Genomic DNA, 3,809 nt, shown 5'->3' on the forward strand with positions numbered 1-3,809 from the left:
CTCCGGCAAGGCGCGCGGACAAAGGCCATCATCAAGAACAGCCCGCTCATCTGGAAGCTGACCAAGATGCTACGCCGCAAGGCCGCCGGACAGGCGGCGCCTGCCGCCGAGGACGACAACTAATCACTGACCGCTGAGACCATTCGAACGATGCCCCGGCAAGCGGCCAGAGAATCGCGGTCTCACGCCGCCGTGCGGCGTCCTGGCACCGGCGTCCCCGGGGCCTCGTGGCCGAGCGGCGTCACCAGCGTGAGCTCGGGGTAGCCGTTCTCGATCAGTTTGACTGCGGCCTGCGTCACCTCGTCGTCGGCTTCCAGCATCGACAGGAAGACCTCGGTGCCCTCGCCCACCAGCCGGCCGATGCCCTGCGCGTCGGCCGGGCCGCATTCGACCACGACAAGATCATAGGCGGTGGTCAGCGACTGCATGATGATCGGCAGCCGATCGGCGGCGCGCATGGCGCGGGCCGGATCGGCGGTGCCGACCGGGATGACGTGGCAGTCCGAGTAGAGGTCGGCGTGGATGACGTCGCTGAACTGCGCCTCCGAGGCGAGCAGGTCGGTGATCCCCGGGAAAAGCCCGCTGTCCAGCATCGGCCGCGAGGCGGCACCCGATGCGGTGAGGTCGAGCAGCAGCACGCGCAGGCCGGCGTCCGAGACCTCGCGCGCTACCAGCACGGCGGAAGCGGCTGCCTCGTCGCCTTCCGGCGACACGAATATGGCGCGCGCCGTGCCAGAAGCGATCAGTTTCTCCGCCGCCTTCTCGATATCAATCTCGCCCAGCGTCGAGGCCTGCTGCCCGGTGTCTCCATCCGTCGCGTCTGCTGCGTCGACTGCTTCCGGCCCTGCCTCCGGTTCGGTCGAGCGATGCCTGGTCAGCCCGGCATCGACAAGCGCGGGCTCGGCGCGGGCAACCGGCATCTCCACCTGCTCGATTCGTCCAAATCGCGCACCGGTGGCCGGGCGCATGGCGCGGCCCGAAAACAACTCCCGAAGCAGCGTCGCGACCGCCATCAGCAGCAGCGAGGCGACAAACGCGGCGCCGACAATCGGCACGATCTTCGGGAAATAGGGCTCCGACGGCACCACGGCGCGCGAGAAGATACGCGCATCGACCGGCAGGTAGTTGCGATCGCTGCGCGAGGAGGCCTCGCGGTAGCGCGTCATATAGGATTCAAGCAGTTGGCGCTGGGCGTTGGCGTCGCGCTGCAGCGCGTCGAGCTCGACCTGTTGCTCGCCGGCACGGGCCGATGCGGCCTTCAGCGTGTTGACGTCGCCGAGGAGCTGGTTCTCGCGCGCCTGCGCCGTCTGCGCCTGCGTCGCCAGACCCTTCATGATCTTTTGCGCCTCGTTACGGATCTGGCCGTCGAGATCGGCAAGCTGTGATTTCAGGGCGCGGATGCGGGGATGATTGTCGAGCAAGGTGGTGGAGAGGTCGGCGATGTTGGCCCTGAGCTCGACCTGCCGCTCGCGCAGGCGTTGGATCAGGTCGGAATTCAGAACTTCCGGAACCGCATCCAGCGAGCCGCCTGACTGCAGCGCCTTGCGCACGCTGTCGGCGGTCGCCTCGGCGGCGGCGCGATTGGCGCGCACCCGCGACAGTTCGGTGGACAGTTCGGAAAGCTGCTGGGTAGCCAGCACCGCATTGTTGCCGCCCATCAGGAGATCCGACTGCGCGCGGAAGTCGGCGACCTTGGCCTCGGCATCCTTGACCCGCTTCGACAGGTCGGCGATCTCGGGCGCAAGCCAGTCGGTGGCTGCGGCGTTCGATTCCAGCTTGGCGTTGCCCTGGACGGAAATGTAGGTGTTGGCGATGGCGTTCGGGATGTCGGCGGCGAGCCTGGGATCCTCCGAGGAGAACTCGATGACGATAACGCGAGATTTTTCAACGCTGTAAACGTTGAGCTTCTCGCGCATCTTCTTCAGCACGCACTCTTCCGGCGCGATTTCGTTGGGGTCGCTTTTCAACCCGACGATGACAAGCAGGCGGCTGAGCGCCGACATCTTGGCCGCCTCGTCGAATTCGGGCAGCTTCGACAGGTTGAGCTTGGCGGCCACCTGCTTGAGGATGTCCGTCGAGGAAATGACCTCGACCTGGCTGGCGACGCCCTGCTCATCGAGAATCGGTTTTTCGCTGTCGTTGCTCGTGCCGTCAGGCCGGGTGAAGACCGATTCGCGGGTTTCTATCAGCAGTTTCGTCTCGGCCTTGTATTGCGGCGTGGCAAGCCAGGCGAGCGCGAAAGCCAGACCAGTGACGGCAAGCGCAACGATAAGAATGCGCAACCAGTTCCTCGCCAGGCTGGCGAAGAGTTGCCTGAGATCGACATCGACGTCTGCGGCCGCGGACTGAACGGACATGCATCCTGCTCCGAACTTGAGTCTAGGATCGACCGTAAACAACTATGGTAACTCAGCCGTTAAGATAAGAGCGGGCGCCATTAGAGACGACTGAAGAACATTCAGCAAAGACAGTAGAATAGCTACGCTTTTTGGCAACCGCCGCCGCCCGGGACGGCAAACCTTTACCGGCCATTAACCCTAACAGGAGGATAACGGATTCCGTTCCCTGGGGTTTGCCGCAACATCTGGCGGCCAGCGATGAAGGTTCGTGACCGGTCATGAAAAGCACTGCCTCCCTTTTTCGTGCTCTGCTTGCCGTATCGATGCTCGCCGGCTGCTCAAGCTATCGGCCGACACCAGCGGCCTTCCATGAGGTGCTCGACCAACCTTATCGGCTGGGTGCCGGAGATCGCGTCCGGGTCACCGTATTCGAGCAGGATGGCCTGACCAACACCTACAGCGTCGACCAGTCCGGCTATCTCTCCTTCCCATTGGTCGGCTCCGTGCCGGCACGCGGACACACCGCCCAGCAGCTCGAGAAGGAAATCGCCGACAAGTTGCGGCAAGGCTATCTGCGCGACCCCGATGTTTCGGTCGAGATCGACCGCTACCGGCCGATCTTCGTGATGGGCGAAGTTGGCGCGGCCGGCCAGTATTCCTATGTGCCGGGCCTCACCGTGCAAAAAGCCATCGCGATCGCCGGCGGCTTCTCGCCGCGCGCCAACCAGGAGAGCGTCGACATCACCCGCGACATCAACGGCAAGGTGATGACCGGGCGGGTGGTCACATCCGATCCGTTGCTGCCCGGCGACACTGTCTACGTGCGCGAACGGCTGTTCTGAAAACCAACGTGGCGGCGAACCTGCGGATCGTCCATTGCTTTCGCTCACCCGTCGGCGGGATTTTCCGCCATGTGCGCGACCTGACCGAGGCGCAGCTCGCCGCCGGTCACTCGGTCGGCATCGTTTGCGATTCGACCACCGGCGGCGCTTTCGAGGAGCATCTATTCGAGGGTATGAAGGACAGCCTGGCGCTCGGCATCCATCGCACGCCGATGCAGCGCCATGTCGGGCCGGGCGACCTCGCCTCGGCTTGGCGCACATACAGAATCATCAAGGAATTGCGGCCGGACGTGCTGCACGGGCACGGCGCCAAGGGTGGCGCCTATGCCCGTCTGTTCGGCTCACTGTTGCGGGTATCAAGGTCTCGCGTAGCCCGCCTTTATTCGCCGCACGGCGGCTCCCTCCATTATGACGAGACGACGGCCACCGGGAAGCTGTTCTTCGCGCTCGAGCGATTCATGGCCCGGTTCACCGACTGCCTGCTGTTCGTCTCCGACTATGAAAGGCGCACCTGGCGCAGGAAGGTGGGCGAACCGCCTATCCCCAACACGCTGGTCTACAATGGTCTGCGCGCCACAGAGTTCGACGTGGTGCCGACCCTGCCCGAAGCGGCGGACCTGCTCTACAT

Annotated in this window: 3 protein-coding genes; 2 read left to right on the forward strand and 1 reads right to left on the reverse strand. The window is 64.3% G+C overall.

The genetic code is table 11. The features are described 5' to 3' along the window. Positions 1-182 precede the first annotated feature (182 nt). Entirely contained in the window at positions 183-2,357 is a 2,175-nt protein-coding gene (locus EOA33_RS27390) for an exopolysaccharide transport family protein (RefSeq protein ID WP_127407068.1), read from the reverse strand. Between the two features lie 260 nt (positions 2,358-2,617). Here EOA33_RS27390 and EOA33_RS27395 point away from each other — a divergent pair, with 260 nt between their 5' ends. Continuing rightward, entirely contained in the window at positions 2,618-3,181 is a 564-nt protein-coding gene (locus EOA33_RS27395; RefSeq protein WP_126054925.1) for a polysaccharide biosynthesis/export family protein, read from the forward strand. Positions 3,182-3,189: 8 nt separating this feature from the next. Further along, positions 3,190-3,809: glycosyltransferase (locus tag EOA33_RS27400; RefSeq protein WP_145989305.1), on the forward strand; the 620-nt coding region annotated here is incomplete at its 3' end.

The organism is Mesorhizobium sp. M4A.F.Ca.ET.050.02.1.1 (genome assembly GCF_003997725.1).
Lineage (GTDB): Bacteria > Pseudomonadota > Alphaproteobacteria > Rhizobiales > Rhizobiaceae > Mesorhizobium.